The 16935-nt window shown below is 65.7% G+C and carries 15 protein-coding genes; 10 read left to right on the top strand and 5 right to left on the bottom strand.

Features of this window, described 5'->3' with window-relative positions; translation table 11 throughout:
• Positions 1-184 precede the first annotated feature (184 nt).
• From I6F16_RS28680 to I6F16_RS28665, 4 genes are all read left to right on the top strand, one after another.
• On the top strand, positions 185-1150 hold the full coding sequence (locus I6F16_RS28680) for a VOC family protein (protein ID WP_225174186.1): 966 nt from the start codon (positions 185-187) through the stop codon (positions 1148-1150).
• Between the two features lie 63 nt (positions 1151-1213).
• The gene (locus I6F16_RS28675; RefSeq protein WP_225113904.1) at positions 1214-2089 is read left to right on the top strand and encodes a dihydrodipicolinate synthase family protein; all 876 of its coding nucleotides are present in this window, start codon (positions 1214-1216) and stop codon (positions 2087-2089) included.
• A gap of 167 nt (positions 2090-2256) precedes the next feature.
• Positions 2257-3363 carry a trypsin-like peptidase domain-containing protein gene (locus I6F16_RS28670; protein ID WP_036009668.1) on the top strand — a complete coding sequence of 369 codons (1107 nt, stop codon included), beginning with the start codon at positions 2257-2259 and terminating at the stop codon, positions 3361-3363.
• Between the two features lie 126 nt (positions 3364-3489).
• Positions 3490-5814, top strand: a complete 2325-nt coding sequence (locus I6F16_RS28665) for a xanthine dehydrogenase family protein molybdopterin-binding subunit (protein ID WP_225142137.1) — start codon at positions 3490-3492, stop codon at positions 5812-5814.
• Between the two features lie 213 nt (positions 5815-6027).
• On the opposite strand, the gene I6F16_RS28660 is transcribed toward I6F16_RS28665, so the two are convergent.
• The 3 genes from I6F16_RS28660 to I6F16_RS28650 are packed head-to-tail and all read right to left on the bottom strand — an operon-like array spanning position 6028 to position 9246.
• Positions 6028-7224 (bottom strand): acyl-CoA dehydrogenase family protein, encoded by a 1197-nt coding sequence (locus I6F16_RS28660; protein ID WP_225142135.1) that lies wholly within the window; start codon positions 7222-7224, stop codon positions 6028-6030.
• A 13-nt stretch (positions 7225-7237) separates the two neighbouring features.
• Positions 7238-8386 (bottom strand): acyl-CoA dehydrogenase, encoded by a 1149-nt coding sequence (locus I6F16_RS28655; RefSeq protein WP_225174185.1) that lies wholly within the window; start codon positions 8384-8386, stop codon positions 7238-7240.
• Between the two features lie 5 nt (positions 8387-8391).
• Entirely contained in the window at positions 8392-9246 is an 855-nt protein-coding gene (locus I6F16_RS28650; protein WP_225174184.1) for an enoyl-CoA hydratase, read from the bottom strand.
• 143 nt (positions 9247-9389) lie between these two features.
• Between I6F16_RS28650 and I6F16_RS28645 the strand changes: the two genes are divergently transcribed.
• From I6F16_RS28645 to I6F16_RS28620, 6 genes are all read left to right on the top strand, one after another.
• The gene (locus tag I6F16_RS28645) at positions 9390-9998 is read left to right on the top strand and encodes a LemA family protein (RefSeq protein WP_109145235.1); all 609 of its coding nucleotides are present in this window, start codon (positions 9390-9392) and stop codon (positions 9996-9998) included.
• Positions 9999-10129: 131 nt separating this feature from the next.
• Positions 10130-11044 (top strand): YgcG family protein, encoded by a 915-nt coding sequence (locus tag I6F16_RS28640; protein WP_225113909.1) that lies wholly within the window; start codon positions 10130-10132, stop codon positions 11042-11044.
• Positions 11045-11049: 5 nt separating this feature from the next.
• Positions 11050-11547, top strand: a complete 498-nt coding sequence (locus tag I6F16_RS28635) for a TPM domain-containing protein (protein ID WP_225113910.1) — start codon at positions 11050-11052, stop codon at positions 11545-11547.
• 313 nt (positions 11548-11860) lie between these two features.
• Entirely contained in the window at positions 11861-12856 is a 996-nt protein-coding gene (locus tag I6F16_RS28630; RefSeq protein WP_225113938.1) for a hypothetical protein, read from the top strand.
• 93 nt (positions 12857-12949) lie between these two features.
• Positions 12950-14488: a hypothetical protein gene (locus tag I6F16_RS28625; RefSeq protein ID WP_225113939.1), complete on the top strand. Its 1539-nt coding sequence runs from the start codon at positions 12950-12952 to the stop codon at positions 14486-14488.
• A gap of 78 nt (positions 14489-14566) precedes the next feature.
• Positions 14567-14731, top strand: coding sequence for a hypothetical protein (locus I6F16_RS28620; protein ID WP_193374981.1), 165 nt, complete (start codon positions 14567-14569; stop codon positions 14729-14731).
• A gap of 159 nt (positions 14732-14890) precedes the next feature.
• Here the strand turns inward: I6F16_RS28620 and I6F16_RS28615 are convergent, their stop codons facing one another.
• Both I6F16_RS28615 and I6F16_RS28610 read right to left on the bottom strand, forming a co-directional pair.
• Positions 14891-15538 carry a glutathione S-transferase family protein gene (locus I6F16_RS28615; RefSeq protein ID WP_036009689.1) on the bottom strand — a complete coding sequence of 216 codons (648 nt, stop codon included), beginning with the start codon at positions 15536-15538 and terminating at the stop codon, positions 14891-14893.
• A 164-nt stretch (positions 15539-15702) separates the two neighbouring features.
• A complete protein-coding gene (locus I6F16_RS28610; protein WP_036009691.1) occupies positions 15703-16908 on the bottom strand; it encodes a CoA transferase in 1206 nt (401 codons plus the stop codon).
• Positions 16909-16935: the final 27 nt, after the last annotated feature.

Genomic DNA, 16935 nt, shown 5'->3' with positions numbered 1-16935 from the left:
TCCCGTAAGTTGTCCTCAATCTGGGATGCCGCGGGCGATTGCGAAACTGGCCGGGTGGCCAGGACCAGGACGGCCTCCGCAAGACCGCGACCGACGAACATGTGATTTTGAGCGCCTCACGGGAACGTGTAGCAATCCCAAAATTGGGCCATTTGGCCTCGAGGATTTCCAGCGAGCCCGACCGATGACCATCGACTTGACCCGCCGCACCCTGCTGCAGCTCGCCGGCGCCACCTCGCTCGCCATGGCCGCCGCAGCCGCGGCCCGTGCCGAGGGCACAGCGCAGGGCGGCGGCCCCACCTTTGCCAGCCGTACGCCGATGCGGGTCGGCATGGTGACGCTGCGGGTGAAGAGCCTCGACAAAATCGCAGATTATTACCGCGATGTGATCGGGCTCACCGTGATGGAGCGCTCGGCGGCCACAGCCAAGCTCGGCACATCAGGCCTCACGCTGCTGGTGCTGGAGGCCCGTCCCGAAGCCGCGATTGAATCGCGCAGCGCCGCAGGCCTCTACCACACCGCCTTCCTGATGCCGACCCGCAAGGATCTGGCGCGCTGGCTGGTTCATGCCGCCTCGCACCGCGTGCCGTTGTCGGGCTTTGCCGATCATCTCGTCTCCGAATCCGTCTATCTCGACGACCCCGAAGGCAACGGCATCGAGGTCTATGCCGACCGCGACCCCTCGCAATGGCAATGGAGCGAGGGCAGCGTGAAGATGGCGACCGACGAGCTCAACATTCCCGACCTGTTGTCGCTCACCAATACGCGCGTTCCCGATTATGCCAAGGCGCCGGACGGAATGCGCATCGGCCACATGCATCTGCGCGTCGGCGATCTCGCCCAGGCCGAGAGCTTCTATCACGGCACGGTCGGCCTCGACCCGACTCGTCGCCGCAGCGGCGCCGCGTTCCTGGCGTCGGGCCGCTATCACCATCACCTCGGCATGAATGTCTGGCAGAGCCAGGGCGCCGGCCAGCGCGACGAGTCCACGACCGGTCTTGCCTGGTTCTCGCTGGTGATGGCGAAGCCGGAGCTGCTCGCCGCGCAGGAAGAACGGCTGCGCAAAGGCGGTGTGAAGGTCACGGCGCTTGCGGATGGGGTGGAGGCGATCGATCCCTGGGGCACGCGGGTGCGTCTGCTCAGGGTTTGATCGCCGGCGCCGGCATTGGTAATAGCCGTCAGCCGCAAACCAATCGACCGGGATCCGCGCCGCATGTCCGAATTCCACGGTGTCTTTCCGTATCTCGTCTCGCCCATCGATGCCGACGGCACGGTGCGAACCAACGTGCTGGCAAAACTCTGCGACGACCTGATCGGCGCCGGCGTGCACGGGCTGACGCCGTTGGGCTCGACCGGCGAATTCGCTTACCTAAACGCCGCGCAACGTACGGCGGTCGTGCAGACCACGATTGAGGCCGCGCAGGGCCGCGTGCCTGTTATCGCCGGCGTCGCCTCGACCGCGACGGCGGATGCGGTGGCGCAGGCGAAAGCCTGCCAGAAGTGTGGGGCCGACGGCATCCTTGCGATTTTGGAGGCGTATTTCCCGCTGGCCGATGCGCAGGTCGAATCCTATTTCCGCGCCATTGCCGATGCCGTCGACATTCCCGTCGTCATCTACACCAATCCGCAATTCCAGCGCTCCGATCTCACGCTCGACGTCATCGCGCGCCTCGCCGAGCATCCGCGCATCGGCTACATCAAGGATGCCTCGACCAACACCGGTCGGCTGCTATCGATCATGAACCGCTGCGGGGACTCCTTGCGCGTGTTCTCCGCCTCCGCCCACATTCCGGCGGCGGTGATGCTGATCGGCGGCCGCGGCTGGATGGCGGGACCTGCCTGCATCATCCCGCGCCAGAGCGTGATGCTCTACGATCTATGCACGGCCGGCCGCTGGGACGAGGCCATGGCGCTGCAGCGGCGGCTGTGGCGGATCAACGAAGCCTTCGCCCGTTTCAATCTCGCGGCGTGCATCAAGGCCGGCCTTGCGATCCAGGGCTATGACGTCGGCGGCCCCGTCCCGCCGCAGGCGCCACTGACGGCGGATGCGCGCAAAATCGTGGAAACGGCGCTGCGCGAGCTGGAATAGCTCGCCACGCGGCAATATGCCCCGGCATCCGTGCCGGGCGCAAAATGGTCCATACCTGACCGAGAAACTTCCGCGCGTTTGCGACGTTGCTGCGTAAGCGAGATCCTGCCAGTTCATGCATGTGCATCTCACAGCCCGCATTCAGCACAAGACACGGTGATCACCCAATGAATCGTCGCTATGCGATTGCCGCGGCAGCCTTCGCCGCCCTGCTGGTCGCGGTCACGGCCGCGAAGATCCTGCATGTCCCCGTCTCGTATGTCCCATGGGCCGCGCCCTCCGCACGTGCCGTCGAGCAGCGCGGGCCGCTGTGGGACGGCGAGAAGGCGACCATCGACATCTTCGAGCGCGTATCGCCGTCGGTCGTTCAGGTTGCGGCCAAGTCGGCGGCAAGTCCCCTCATGGGCGAGGAGAGCCAGGCCGGCGGCGGTGCTTCCGGCACGGGATTTGTCTGGGACCGCGACGGCCACCTGGTGACGAACAATCATGTTGTCGCCAATGGCGGCGAGATCGCCGTGCGCTTTGCCTCGGGTGAGGTGGCCCAGGTCGACCTGGTCGGCACGGCGCCCAATTACGATCTCGCGGTGTTGCGCATCCGCAGCGTGCGCCAGCTTCCAGCGCCGATCGCTCTCGGCAGTTCGAGCGACCTGAAAGTCGGACAATCCGCCTTCGCGATCGGCAATCCCTTCGGGCTGGATCAGTCGATGACCTCTGGCATCATCAGCGCGCTCAAGCGCCGGCTCCCGACCCATGGCGGCCGGGAGATCGCCAACGTCATCCAGACCGATGCTGCGATCAACCCCGGCAATTCGGGCGGGCCGCTGCTGGATTCCGCCGGCCGGCTGATCGGCGTCACCACAGCCATCATCTCGCCGTCCGGCTCGAACGCCGGCATCGGCTTCGCGGTCCCGGTCGACGTCGTGAACCGGATCGTCCCTGAGCTGATCCGCAACGGCCGCGTGCCGACGCCGGGCATCGGCATCGTGGCCGCCGGCGAGGATGTTTCGACCCGGCTTGCTGTCGAAGGGGTGATCGTGGTGCGGACGGCCCCCGGCAGTCCTGCCGAGCGGGCGGGGATTCGCGGTGTCAACTTTTCCACGGGAGCGGTCGGAGACATCATCACCGCGGTGGAAGGCAAGCCGGTGCGGCGCCTTGCCGACCTGACCGATGCGCTCGAGCAGGCCGGGGCCGGAAAGACCGTTCGGCTCACGGTCAAGCGCGGCTCGGACACCCGTGACGTGAATGTGAGCATTGTCGATATCGACAGGTCCTAGCCGCCCAATCCGCCCCTGCAAGGGGCTCTGACGCGCATCGCAGATGTGCCGGGGCTCGGTTGTCTGGCGCGCAAAATCGGTTAAAACCGCCGCCGTCGTTTTTCCCGATCTCGAGGATACAGCGGAATGAACATTCTTCCCGGCAATTTGCGTTTCGGAGCGGGGCAGCCCGTCAAGCGTTTGGAAGACCAGAGGCTGCTCACCGGGAAGGGACAGTTCATCGACGATAAGCCGGCCGACGGCGCGCTGTGGTTGCACGTGCTGCGCTCGCCGCACGCCCACGCCAAGATCGTCTCGATCGACACCAGCGCCGCGGCTTCGATGCCGGGCGTTGCCGCGATCTACACCGGCGCGGACTTGGTCAAGGACGACATCGGCACCATCCCGACGCTGAACATCTTCAAGCGCCCGGACGGCAAGCCGATGACCGTGCCGCCGCGCCGGCTGCTCGCCCATGAGGTCGTCCGCTATGCCGGCGAGGCCGTGGCCGCGGTGGTGGCCTCCTCGCGCGTGGAGGCGCAGAGCGCGGCCGAGGCGATCGCGGTCGAATACGATGTGCAGCCCGCGGTGGTCGATCCCGTCGAGGCGGTGAAATCAGGCGCGCCCGTGGTGTGGCCGGAGGCGCCCGACAACATCGTCGGCGCCATGAGCTACGGCGATGCCGCCAAGGTCGACGAGGCCTTTGCCAAGGCGGCGCACACCGTCGAGCTCGATATCGTCAGCCAGCGTCTCGTTCCGTCCGCGATGGAGCCGCGCTCGACCATTGCCGAGATCGACAAGAAGTCCGGCCGTCTCCTGCTGCACGTGCAGTCGCAGACGCCGGCCTCGACCCGCGACGTGCTGGCGGAAGCCGTGCTGAAGCGTCCCAAGGACAGTGTCCGCGTGCTGGTCGGCGACATCGGCGGCGGCTTCGGCCAGAAGACCAATCTCTATCCCGAGGACGGCATCGTCGCCTATGCCGCGACCAAGCTGAACAAGAAGATCCGCTGGCGCGGCGACCGCACCGACGAGTTCGTCGGCGGTACCCACGGCCGTGATCTCACGTCCACGGCGTCCTTCGCGCTGGATGACAAGGGCAAGGTGCTGGCCTATCGCGTCAAGTCGATCGGCTGCACCGGGGCCTATTCCTCGGGCGCGGCCAACATCATCCCGCTGGTGCTCGGGCCATTCGTGCAGACCGGCGTCTACGATCTGCCGCTGGTGCATTTCGAGGTGAAGTCGGTGATGACCCACACCGCGCCGGTCGGGGCCTATCGTGGCGCCGGCCGCCCCGAGGCGGTGTTCATCGTCGAGCGCCTGTTCGACGCCGCTGCGCGAAAAATCGGCATGGACCCGCGCGCGATCCGCAAGGCCAATTACATCAAGCCGGCGCAGCTGCCCTACACCAATGCGGCCGGCCAGGTCTACGATTCCGGCGCCTTCGCGCACATGCTCGACCGCGCCGTGAAGCTCGCCGACTGGGACGGCTTTGCAGCGCGCAAGAAGGCGGCGAAGAAGAAGGGCCTGCTCTACGGCCGCGGACTCACCTCCTACATCGAGTGGACCGGCGGCCGCGCTCACACCGAGAAGGTCAGCCTGCACGCGACCTCGCAAGGGCGCGTCGTGCTGCATTCCGGCACCATGGCGATGGGGCAGGGGCTGCAGACCACCTACACCCAGATGATCTCCGACACGCTTGGCATTGCCATGGACAAGATCGACGTGGTCCAGGGCGACACCGATCTCGCCATGGGCTTCGGCAGCGTCGGCTCGCGCTCGCTGTTCGTCGGCGGCACCGCGGTTGCGGTCTCCTCGAATGACTTGATCCAGAAGGCGCGCGAGAAGGCCGCGAACGTGCTGGAGACTTCGGTCGAGGATATCGAATATCAGGGCGGCATGCTCACCGTGGTCGGCACCGACCGCCGCATCAGCCTGTTCGATCTCGCCGAGAAGGAGAGCGGCGCCAGGCTCAGCGTCGATTCCGAAGGCGAGGTCGATGGTCCCAGCTGGCCGAACGGCACGCATATCTGCGAGGTCGAGATCGACCCCGAGACCGGCGTCTCCAAGGTCGTGCGCTACACCACGGTCGACGACGTCGGCGTCGCCGTGAACCCGATGCTGGTCACCGGCCAGATCCATGGCGGCGTCGCGCAAGGCATCGGCCAGGCGCTGTATGAAGGCGTGTCGTATGATGCCGACGGCCAGCTGCTGACGGCGAGCTACCAGGATTACTGCATCCCGCGCGCGGACGACGTGCCGCCGATCGTAGTGACGCTGGATGATTCCGCGCCCTGCCGCACCAATCCGCTCGGCGCCAAGGGCTGCGGCGAATCCGGCGCCATCGGCGGCCCGCCCTGCGTCACCAACGGCGTGATGGACGCGCTCGCCGAGCTCGGCATCACCCAGCTGAACACGCCCCTGACGCCGCAGAAGATCTGGCAGGCGATCCGGGACGCGAAGGCGGCGGGATAGGTGCGCTAGCTGTTGCGCAGGCTATTGCACCAAACTCAGCTCGTCGTCCCGGGGCGCGCAAAGCGCGAGCCCGGGACCCATAACCACAGGAAGTGGTTGTCGTGCGAAGCTGGCAACTCCGAGTCCCCATAACCACATCTTCCTGTGGTTATGGGTCCCCGCCTTCGCGGGGACGACACCGAGCGAGTGGCTCTATCCACGCCAGCCCGCCCGTCAAATCCCCAGCATCATCTTCGCGATGATGTCGCGCTGGATCTCCGAGGTGCCGCCGAAGATGGTGTAGGCGCGGCCGTTGAGATATTCCGGCATCACCGTCAGCATCTCCTCAGGGGTCGCCGGCTCGTGGTTGAGCTTGTAGAGCGGGCGCATCGGCTCGACGGCGAGGGCGTCATGGCCGATCACGTCGGCCCCTAACCGCGTCACGGCCTGGCGGATCTCGCTGTTGCGCAGCTTCAGGATCGACGACACCGCGCCGGGATTCTGGCCGGTCTGGAGTGCCGAGAGCACGCGCAGCTCCGTCATCTCGAGCGCGTCGATGTCGACCTCGACCTCGGCAATCCGCGTCGCGATGTCGGGGCTGTCGATGGCGCGGCCCGTGAGGTCGGACTCGGCAAGATCGGCAACCGCCTTCAATCCTTCGCGCAGCTTGGCCGAGGCGATGCCCGCGCCGCGCTCGAACTCGAGCAGATATTTGCCGTAGGTCCAGCCCTTGCCTTCCTCGCCGACGCGGTTGGCGACGGGCACGCGGACGTCGTCGAAGAACACCTGGTTGACCTCGTGGTCGCCGCCGATGGTGAGGATGGGACGGATGGTGATGCCCGGCGTCTTCATGTCGATCAGGATGAAGCTGATGCCGTCCTGCTGCCGCGGCCCATCGCTGGTGCGCACCAGCGCGAACATGCGGTTGGCGTGATGGGCGTGCGTGGTCCAGATCTTGGTGCCGTTGATGATGTAGTCGTCGCCGTCGCGCACCGCGCGCGTCTTGAGGGACGACAGATCTGAGCCGGAGCCCGGCTCGGAATAGCCCTGGCACCAATAATCCTCGCCGGAGAGAATCCGCGGCAGGTAGAAATTCTTCTGCTCGGGGCTGCCGAAGCCGATGATGACGGGCCCGACCATCTTCACGCCCATCACGTTGACGTTGGGCACGCCGGCGCGGGCGCATTCAGTCTCGAAGATCCAGCGCTGCGCCGGCGTCCAGTCGGGGCCGCCATATTCGACCGGCCAGCCCGGCGCGCCCCAGCCTTGGGCGTGCAGCGCGCGCTGCCAGGCCATGCCGATGTCGGGATCGGAGAACACCGATGGCGTCAGCGCGGTCGCGCGCTTCATTTCCTCGGTGAGATTCTTGGCGATGAAGCCGCGCACCTCGCTCTGGAAGGCGCGCTCCTCGGCATTGAACGACAGGTCCATGATGCGCTCCTTGTTAAGCAGAGATGGCCCTGCGGCTCAGCTCGGCGTGGCGGGCATAGTGATGCGCGCTGCCGCCGAACAGCGTGTCGAACGCGACGAGGCGCTTGAAATAGGCGCCGACCTCAAGCTCCTCGGTGACGCCCATGCCGCCATGGAGCTGGATCGACTGCTCGCCGACGAAGCGCGCGCATTTGCCGATCTTCGCCTTCGCGCCCGAAGCTGCCCGGGCACGCTCGATCGGCGCGCTATCGGCCTTCAACGCCGCGCGCAGCGCCATCGAGCGGGCCTCGTCCACCTGCATCGCCATGTCGGCGAGGCGGTGGCGGATCACCTGGTTGGCGGAGAGCGGCCGGCCGAATTGTTTTCGGATCTTGGTGTAGTCGAGCGTGGTGTCGAGCAGCGTCTGCATGATGCCGACAGCTTCCGCACCGAGCGCGGCCATGGCGCGATCGATCGCCCATTCGATCGCGGGCACGGCGTCGCTGCCGTCGCCGAGCAGGGCGTCTTCCGGCAGATGCGCGTCGAACAGCTCGATGTTGCAGGCGCGTCCGCCGCCGAGACGAGGATAATCACTGATGACGAGGCCTGACGTCGTCGCCTGCACGAGGAACAGGCCGATCCGGCCCGAGGGGCCCCGATGATCGTGGATATGGGCGGAGACGATGATCTCGTCGGCGGCATGTCCGTCGAGCACGGCGATCTTGCTGCCGGAAAGGCGCCAGCCTTGTCCGGTCTTGTTGGCGCTGGTCGTGACCTTGGCAAGATCGAACCGGGCGGCGCGCTCCGAATGCGCCAGCGCAAGCTTCAGTGATCCGTCCGCCACCTTGGGCAGGCTCGCCTGCTTCTGCTCGCTGGTGCCGCATCTGGCGATCAGCGCGGCCCCGAGCACGATTGTTGCGACATAAGGCTCAGAAACCAGGCCCCGGCCGAAGGCCTCCATCAAGATGCCGATATCGACCGCGCCGCCGCCGAGCCCGCCGAACTCTTCCGGAAGCGGCAGCGCTAGCCACCCGAGCTCGGCGAATTGCTTCCAAACGGCCGGGCTGAAGCCGAGCGGATCGTTCGCCATCTTGCGGCGGTGCTCGGCATCGTAGCTCTCGGCCACAAAACGTTCCGCGCTTTCGCGCAGCAACTTTTGCTCGTCACTGAGATTGAGATCCATCGCGTCTACTCCGTGGCGGCCGGCGGCTTGCGCACGGAGGGATGCAGGCCGGATGGATCGACGATCATGCCGAACTCCTGGAGATTGTGCGCGTGGCAGAGCTGATGCAGCGCGAAGGCCTGGTCGATCGCGGCCGGCTGGCCCATGACGTCGACCGAGCGGTTGACCGCCTCCTTGGTCAGCTTCAGCGCGAAGGACGGTTTTGTCGCGATCCTTCGCGCCAGCTCCAGCACGCGCGACGACAGCTCGGCGCGCGGCACGATTTGGTTGACCATGCCGAGCTGGTGCGCCTCCTGCGCGCTCCAGCTGTCGGCGGTGAACAGGAACTCCTTGGCCTTGCGTGGCCCCAGCTCCCAGGGATGCACGAACCATTCGACGCCGCACACCCCCATGGTGACGACGGGATCGCAGAACTGCGCATCGTCGCTGGCGACGATGAGGTCGCAGGCCCAGGCCAGCATCAAGCCGCCGGCGATGCACTTGCCATGCACCTCGGCAATGGTGGGCTTTGCCAGATTGCGCCAGCGCCGGGTGATCTGGAGATAAATTTCCTGCTCGCGGGCGAACCGGCCATGGGCGTTCGGCTCGGCGAAACCGCCCCAATTTCCAATCGGCGGGAAATCGACCCCTGCGGTATTCTTGTCTCCGGGGCGCAGGTCGTGGCCGGAGGAGAAGTGCGGGCCGTTCCCGGCGAGAATGATCACCTTGACCGCATCGTCCTGCACCGCCGCGTCGAAGGCGGCGTTGAGGTCGTAGGTCATTTGCAGGTTCTGCGCGTTGCGCGCCTCGGGCCGGTTCATCACGACACGGACGATCGCCGGCTCAGGCCGTTCCACGAGGATGGTCTCGAACGAGGACATCGCGTTCCCCCTGGTGTTTCCGCTCTTGTTTTGCCGGAGTTGACTATGTCGGCCGGTGCGAGGCAAGAGGCTTGCGTCAGCCTGCTGCTTTTCTCAGGCGCGCAATCTGATAGTTTGCGCCGGATTCCACCGGGAGAAATTTAATGCGCAAGATCCTGACCGTGCTGGCCGCCCTGGCCTCGCTGAGCCTGACCAATTGCGGCTACAACGCGATCCAGAGCGAGGACGAGCAGATCAAGGGCAATTGGTCCGAGGTCGTGAACCAGTATCAGCGCCGCGCCGATCTCGTGCCCAATCTCGTCAACTCGGTGAAGGGCTTTGCCCAGCAGGAGAAGGACGTGCTGCTCGGCGTGACCAATGCACGCGCCAAGGTCGGCAGCATCCAGGCGACGCCGGAGGTGCTGAACGATCCCGCCGCGTTCCAGAAATTCCAGGCCGCCCAGGGCGAGCTCTCCAGCGCGCTGTCGCGCCTCCTGGTTGTGACCGAGAACTATCCGCAGCTGAAGTCCGATGCCCTGTTCAAGGATTTGATGTCGCAGCTCGAGGGCACCGAGAACCGCATCACGGTGGCGCGCAACCGCTACATCAAGGCGGTGCAGGACTATAACGTCACCGTCCGCTCGTTCCCGACCAATCTCACCGCGATGGCGTTCGGCTACAAGGAGAAGCCGAACTTCACGGTCGAGAACGAGAAGGCGATCTCTACCGCGCCGAAGGTGGACTTTAACGCGGCGCCGGCGCCGTCGAAGTAAGCGCGTCGTTTCGAATGCGCGCCCCACACTCCGCTGTCATTCCCCGCGAAGGCGGGGAATCCAGTACGCCGCAGCCTCTCCGCATCCCACGGGCGTCTCTGGAATACTGGATCGCCCGGTCAAGCCGGGCGATGACAGCGAGGATTTGGTGGGCGCATCGAGCGATCGCCTCTTTTGTGTTCGCCATCGCCCTCCTCCTCACCTTTGCCTTCCCCTCCCATGCCGACGTCGCCGTCCCCCAGCTTACCGGCCGTGTCGTCGATCAGACCGGCACGCTCTCCAGCGGCGACATCGCCACGCTCACGCAAAAGCTGCGCGACTTCGAAAACCGCAAGGGCAGCCAGATCGCTGTCCTGATCGTCGCGACCACGCAGCCGGAGACGATCGAGCAATTCTCGATTCGCGTCGCGGAGGCCTGGAAGATCGGTCGCAAGAAGGTCGACGACGGCGCGATTCTCGTCGTCGCCAAGAACGACCGGCATTTGCGCATCGAGGTCGGCTACGGTCTCGAAGGCGTGCTCACCGACGTCACCTCTCGGCGCATCATCGACGAGGCGATCACCCCCAAGTTCAGGAGTGGCGATTTCGCCGCGGGCATCAGCGCAGGCGTGGACCGCATGTTGCGGGTGATCGACGGCGAGCCGCTGCCGTCACCCTCGCGCAGCGTCAACTTCGCCCACAATAGTCTGGATGATCTGGCGCCGGTGTTTGCGGTGGCGCTGTTTGCCTCGATCGGCGTCGGCGGGTTCTTCCGCGCCATCCTGGGGCGGCTGCTCGGATCATTGGTGACCGGGGGCATCATCGCAGCGGTAACCTGGCTCATTCTCGGCTCCGCGGCGCTCGCGGCGGCTGTCGGCATCCTCGGCTTCATCGTCGGATTCATCGCCGATCTGTTTTCGGCGATCACGCCGGGCACGGGCCGCTCGCGCGGCGGCTCGTGGTCGAGCGGCTCCTCCGGCGGATGGAGTAGCGGATCGTCGAGTAGCGGCGGCTTCAGCGGCGGCGGCGGCAGTTTTGGCGGCGGCGGCGCCTCGGGGAGCTGGTAGCGATCATGAGCATCAAGCGCATTGCCCGACATCTCGTGCAGCATCACTGGCGGGCGAAGCAGATCTTTCCGCAAGCGGTGCTCGACCGCATCGAGCAGGCGATCAAGCGCGGCGAAGCCACCCATTCCGGCCAGGTCCGCTTCGTTGTCGAAGGGGCGCTCGACGGCGGCCCGCTGTTCCGCAACCAGCCGGCCCGCGAGCGCGCGCTCGACGTGTTCTCGCATCTGCGTGTCTGGGACACCGCCCACAACAATGGCGTTCTGATCTATCTCCTGCTCGCGGACCGCGACGTCGAGATCATCGCCGATCGCGGCATCGACGCGAAGGTCGGCGCGGAGGGTTGGGAGACGATCTGCCGCGCGATGGAGGCCGAGTTCAGATCGGGCCGGTTCGAACGCGGCGTGATCAGTGGCATCGAGGCCGTGTCGCGCGAACTGGCAAAGCATTTTCCGAAGCAGGGGCCGCATGCGAACGAGCTGCCGGACGCTCCGGTACTGATGTGACGGATAGTGATTTGATCGGAGCGCGCGCGGCGCGCTCCGTCATTGCGAGGAGCCCTTGCGACGAAGCAATCCAGACTGCCACCGCGGAGCTGCGCTCGCAATGACGCCATGGGGGCCATTCCGCCCCCGTTCATCTTCCCCCGATTACGAACTGTTTCACGCCCGCCACACCGGTTCCACTTTCCCGGCCCAATTCGGCCCCGGATGAATTCCTAAAATTTCGGTAAGCGGGTCCCGAGGTAAGGATTTCGCAAGCAATGAAAGTTACCAAAAGGTCAACCGAGACTGGAGTATTTGAGCCGTGAGCGAACCAATGCCCGAGCAGGCTGCCCAGGATTCCGCTGCCATCGAGGCGGCAGCGCCGCAGGCCATCGAGGCTGCCGCGGGTATCGAGGCCCCCTCGATCGCCCCCGACCACGAAGCGCCGCCCAAGCCCGATCCGGTCAAGGCGGACGCCCCGAAGATTGAGCCGCCGCGGATCGAAGTGCCGAAGTTTGAGGCCAAGACTGACGCCAAGACTGACGCCAAAGCTGAGGCCAAGCCTGAGCCGAAGCACGGCAAGCTCATCGTCATGCCGCCCGCCGACCGCGCCTGGGAGCGCGAGGAGTTCGCCCCGCATGGGAAGGCGGACGAGCCGCGCGAGTCCGGCAGCAAGCGCCGGCTGTCGGCGATGGCCGCAGTGGTGGCGATTGCCGCCAGCGTCGGCGCGATCAGCGGCGCGCTTGCGACCGCCGGCATGATGCGTTTCGCCGCACCCGCCCCGGCTCCGGTCCAGGTCGCCGATACCACCGCGCTGGATGCGTCCGTGGCGCGGATCGACGCCGACCTCGTCGCCCTGAAGGCCAATGTCGAGCAGAGCTCGAAGACCGGCCTCACCCAGTTCAACCGGGCCAACGACCGCCTGGACAAGCTCGAAAAGGCGCAGGCCGAGCCGCTGGCCAGGATCGCAAAGCTGTCCGAGGCGGTCGATAAGCTCCGCGCCACGCCGCCCGCCGCGCCTGCGCAGGCCGCTGCAGCGGTGCCCAAGGAGACCACCGGCTCGATCGCGCCGACGCAGGTCGCGACCGCGGCGGCCGCACCGGTCCCGGCGCCCGCAGCTCCCAAGACCGAAGTTGGGCGTCTGCCGACGATCGAAGGCTGGCGGCTGCGCAGCGCCGGCAATGGCGGCGCGCTGATCGAGGGCCGCGACGGCCTCTACGAGGTCTATCCCGGCGACCCCATCCCCGGCGTCGGCCGTGTCGATGCGATCCGCCGCCAGGATGGCCGCTGGGTGGTCGTCACCTCGAGGGGGCTGATCACCGGACGCTGAGCGTCCGATATCCGACTTTCGAAGAGGCGCTTCACTGCGATGTGAGGCGCCTTTTTGCTTGAATAGGTGTCCCTGCGCGGTGTTACCTCAGGCATGGGCCGCGCCTTGCGAATTCTCGTTGCTGCCGCCGCATTGCTGGGCGGTGTGGTTTCGCTGTTCGCAGCGGAGAATGCCGCGCTGACGCGCGGCACCGCGATTACCGATCCCGATCTCCTGCGCAAGCTCGACCAGAACAACACGCTGACGATCTCGCGTCTTTTGTCGCCGGAGCGGAATTCGGACGTCCCGCTCACGACCGAGCCGATGTTCGCCTCGCTGCCGCAGCTGAAAGACATTCTGCCCGCGATCGATGCGGAATTCGACCGCTATATCGCATGGTTCAGGGCGACCTATCCGGGCGAGACTATCGGCGTCGGCGAGGGTTTCGACGTACAATTGTTCGATCGGGCCAATCTGAAATCGCGCGAGGCGCGCTTCGTGCTGGCCGGCATCGTCAATCGCATGGATCGTGCCTATGTCTCGGAAGAGTCCTGTGGCGAGATCCGGCTGATCTATCGTCTGGCGCGCTTCGACAGCGGGCCGGATGGCGGCAAGACCGCAACGCGCCTGCCGATGACATTCAACCTCGTGATGAAGGCGCGCGATGGGCGCCAGACGGATGCGAACGGCAAGCCGATCAGCTGCGCCGAGATCGCGCGGCGCTGGCTCGACAATGGCGACTGGCAGGGCTTGATCGGCGGTCGCGCTCCGCCTGACGACGCCATGCTCGACAGCATCGAGACCAACATCCAGGTCTCGGTCGCGCCGAAATCGGCGCTGCACGATTTCCGCTCCGACTATCTTCTCAAGGTGTTCAAGTACAATGCCGCCACCAGGACATTCGTGGAATCGACGCTGGAGAACCAGATCGACCGCGATCGCATTCTTGCTGACGATGCGCTGCGGCGCGACTTCAAGGCCTGGCTGCTCGCGCCGGAGAACTTACGCGCGTTCGATCGCGGCACCGTGTTGATCCCGGAGAAATTCCTGGCCAGGGCCGCAATCGTGCCGACCCCCGCCGGCCTCGACGCCTCGGCGTTGCAGCCGGAGTTCGGCATGATGCAGGGGGAGGGCAAAGGCGATCCCGTCTTCACCGACAATGACGTGGTCGGCGCGCTGAAGCAGGCGGCGGCACGCGGCCTCGACATGCAGAACGTCCGTTCGGTCGCAGGCTTCCAGCGCCGTCTCAACGACGTCACCTGCACCGGCTGTCACCAGACCCGTGGCATCGGCGGCTTCCATTTCCCGGGCGTCGATTGGCTTGCGGACAGACCGTCGAATGCCGCCATCGTGGCGGCCTCGCCACACTTCTTCGGCGACCAGCTCCGCCGCCGCGACATCCTGACCGCGTTCGCGGCCGGAAAGATCCCTGATTTCTCACGCGGATTTGCCAGTCGGCCGCAGACCCGCGGCAGTCGCGAGCTCGCCGGCAGCGAATATCAGGACGGCTGGGGCGCGCATTGTTCCCTGCAAGATCCGGGATCGGGAACGCCGGACAGGAGTTTTACGTCATGGAGCTGTGCTAGCGGTCTGACCTGCCAGGCCGCCGCGGCCTCGCGCCGCATCGGCATGTGCTTCATCAAGACGCGTTAGCGCGTGATCCAGAAAAGTGTGGAGCGGTTTTCCGAAGGATCACGCGCAAGATAAAGTCTCAAGCGATTTGGATGACCCATGACGGATACCGGCAACGCCAACAAGGCGCGCAATCGCGAGATCGCGCGGAACGAGGAAGTCAAGCAGGTCACCGGCAGCGCCCGCGTCAGCATCTGGGCCGTCGCGGTGGCCGTCATCGTCGGCGGCATTCTGTTCACGCTCGGCTGGCTGTCGCTGAGGTGAGCTTGCTTACCTCTCCCCGCTTGCGGGGAGAGGTCGAATTCGATCGCAGATCGAATTCGGGTGAGGGGGTACAGGTCCCTCGACGAACTCACATGTGGAGAGAAGCCCCTCACCCAACCCTCTCCCCGTAAGAACGGGGAGAGGGAGAAGAGAGAGTCCTCACGTCGCGTAGTTCGTCATCCGTTTTCCCGGCAGCAGCTCGTAGGCCTGCTTCCAGCCCGGCAGCGCGGCCATGCGGCCGAGCCAGGCGTGGATGGCGGGATGGCTCGATGCGAAATCGAAGCCATGCTCGTCGCTGGGATAATGCAGATAGGCCATCATCGAGATGTCGGCGACCGTCGGCCTTGCGCCGATCGCGAATGCATTGTGCTGGAGATGGCCGTCGAGGATACCGAGAAAGTCTTCGAGCCGCCGGCGAAAATGCTTCAGCACCTGCGGATCGTTCTTCTCGGTGAAGGCGCGCATGAAGCGGTAGGTCGCCATATAGCCGGTGAGCTTGTGGTTGTCCCAGAACAGCCAGCGCAGCAGCTCGAACTTCTCGTCCTCCGTCTCGGCGCCGAAACGGCCGTATTGCTCGGCCAGCTTCAGCAGCAACGGCGCAGTCTGCGTCATCTTCACGCCGTCGATCTCGAGCACGGGAATCTCGCCCATCTCGTTGACGGCCTTGCGCCACTCCGCCGTGCGCGTGACGCCGCCGGCGAAATCGGTCCAGACCGGCTCAAACGTCTCGCCGCAGAGCGTCAGCATCAGCGCCAGCTTGTAGCTGTTGCCGGATTCGGGGAAGTAGTGCAGGCGGTAGCTGGGCATGGGACCTCGCGGCACTGTGTGTTGCCGATTGTTATAGCGAGATAGTCCGGCATCGTCATTGCGAGCGCAGCGAAGCAATCCAGAATCTTTCCGCGGAGACAGTCTGGATTGCTTCGTCGCAAGGGCTCCTCGCAATGACGGTGTTCGGAGCAACCGACTCGGCCTTACCCCACAGCCCCCGACCCCCGCAGCGCCTTGATCGCCGCCTCGTCAAATCCCGCCCCGCGCAAAATCTCGTCACTGTGCTCGCCCACGGCTGGCGGCTTGCGCGGCTGCACCTTCTTGGCGCCGTCGATCCAGATCGGGCTGTTGATGGTCAGCATGGTGTCGTTCTCGAACGGCACCAGCACCTCGTTGTCGAGCATCTGCTTGTCGTTGGGGATGTCGTCCAGGATGGCGACGACGCCGAACACCAGGCCGTTGCCGTCGAGAATTTTGCGCCATTCGGCGAGATCCCTGGTGGCGAAGGTCTCGTCCAGGATCCTGATCAGCTCGACCGAGCGGGCGTGACGGTCGGCCTTGGTGGCGAAGCGGGGATCGTTGATCAGATCCTCGCGGCCCAGGCACTTGGCCAGCGTCGGAAACTGCTTCTCTTCGTTCAGCAGCGACAGGATCAGCCAGCGGCCGTCCTTGCACTGGTAATGATTGGCCACCGCGTTAAGCGCGCGCTCGCGCGGGCGCCGCTCGCCGAACTTGGCGCCGCAGAGCTTGGCCTGCGCCAGCACGCTCGCCGCCCACACCCCGTTCGCCATCAGGTTGGACGCGACATGCGAGCCCTTGCCGGTCTTCTCGCGCTGATACAGCGCGGTGACGATCGCGCCGTAGAATGCCATGGCGCAAGGGTGGTCGCCCATGCCCGCGACCGAGCGCGCCGGCGTGGTGTCGGTGTCGGCGCGGACGAGATCCATCAGGCCGGACCGCGCCCAATAGGCGTTGCTGTCGAAGCCGGGTTTGTTGGCTTCCTCGCCCTTCTCGCCATAGCCGGTGAAGGAGGCGTAGATCAGCCGGTCGTTGAGATGGGCGAGATGATCATAGGTGATGCCGAGCTTGGCGCGCACCGGCGGCGGCATGTTGGTGATGAAGACGTCGGCCTCCGCCACGAGCTTGTAGAGCACGGCTTGCGCCTCCGGCTTCGACAAGTCGAGCGCGATGCTCTTCTTGTTGCGCGCCTCCAGCAGCCAGGCGAAATTGTGCTCGCCTGAGGGATAGCCCGGCAGGTTCGGCAGGTTGCGATAGGGGTCGCCAGTGCCGGGCGGCTCGATCTTGATGACGTCTGCGCCGAAATCCGACAGCACGGTCGCGGCCGCGGGCGCTGCGATGAAGCTCGCGCAGTCCAGCACCTTCAGGCCTGCAAAAATGCCCTTCTCCATCGCGGCGTCGCTCCCTCGCTTCAGTCG

Source organism: Bradyrhizobium sp. IC4060 (assembly GCF_020193715.1).
Lineage (GTDB): Bacteria > Pseudomonadota > Alphaproteobacteria > Rhizobiales > Xanthobacteraceae > Bradyrhizobium > Bradyrhizobium yuanmingense.
Note: the sequence above shows the minus strand (reverse complement) of the source record. Positions and strands in the feature narration are given on the sequence as shown.